Source organism: Cellulomonas fimi (assembly GCF_028527925.1).
Lineage (GTDB): Bacteria > Actinomycetota > Actinomycetes > Actinomycetales > Cellulomonadaceae > Cellulomonas > Cellulomonas fimi_C.
Genome location: NZ_JAPESW010000127.1, coordinates 1 through 886, shown reverse-complemented (window position 1 = coordinate 886; position 886 = coordinate 1). Strand labels below are relative to the sequence as shown.

The 886-nt window shown below is 64.1% G+C and carries 2 protein-coding genes and 1 pseudogene; all 3 read right to left on the bottom strand.

What is annotated here, in order from left to right; all coding sequences use genetic code 11:
- Positions 1-136, bottom strand: a pseudogene (locus OMK64_RS21340) (recombination mediator RecR); the annotation flags it as partial.
- Positions 137-144: 8 nt separating this feature from the next.
- Positions 145-285, bottom strand: coding sequence for a hypothetical protein (locus OMK64_RS21335; protein WP_272730116.1), 141 nt, complete (start codon positions 283-285; stop codon positions 145-147).
- A gap of 58 nt (positions 286-343) precedes the next feature.
- A partial coding sequence (locus tag OMK64_RS21330; protein ID WP_272730115.1) for a zinc-binding dehydrogenase occupies positions 344-886 on the bottom strand: 543 nt, incomplete at its 5' end.

Genomic DNA, 886 nt, shown 5'->3' with positions numbered 1-886 from the left:
GCTCCACCGCGTACACATCCATCGGCCCTTCTACCACGCACAGCAGCGTGTCGTCGCGGCGTGGGTCGGCGCATTGCGGGCAGAGTTCTTCTTCAGTGAGGGTGCGACACTGGCGACAGTGACCGACACCGGTCATGGCCTGGCTCAAGGCCTGGGCCAACCGGCGCCGCCGCTGCGATCACGCTCCAGCAGTTGCAGCGCCATACGCTGGGCGGTTTTCTGGCCGACACCCGGCAAAATGCGCAGGGCGTCGATCAGTTGGCGAATCAGGGGGCTGAAGCTCATGGGCGAAGGGTCCGACAAAACAACGAGACGCGGTTTATACCCGCGCCCCGGATAAGCGTCAAATGCGCACGACCAACTTGCCGAAGTTGCGCCCTTCCAACAGACCGATAAAGGCCTCGGGCGCCCGCTCCAGGCCCTCGACCACATCCTCGCGGAACTTGATCTTGCCGTCGCGCACCCACGGCGCCATGGCGCTTTGGAATTCGGGCTGGCGATCACCGTAGTCATCGAACACGATAAAGCCCTGGATCCGCACGCGCTTGGTCAGCAGCGTGCGCTGCAGGGCCGGCAACCGGTCGGGTCCGCTGGGTGCTTCATGGGCATTGTAGCCGGCGATCAACCCGCACAGCGGAATCCGGGCCTTGGGATTAAGCAAGGGCACCACGGCGTCGAATACCTTGCCGCCGACGTTCTCGAAATAGATGTCGACGCCCTTGAAGCAGGCGTGGGCCAATTCGTCGGCGAAGTGTGCACTTTTGTGGTCGACGCAGGCATCGAAGCCCAACTCCACCACCACGTAGCGGCACTTGTCCGCGCCCCCTGCGATCCCGACCACGCACAAGCCCTTGAGCTTGGCCCCCTGCCCTACCCCCGAGCCCAC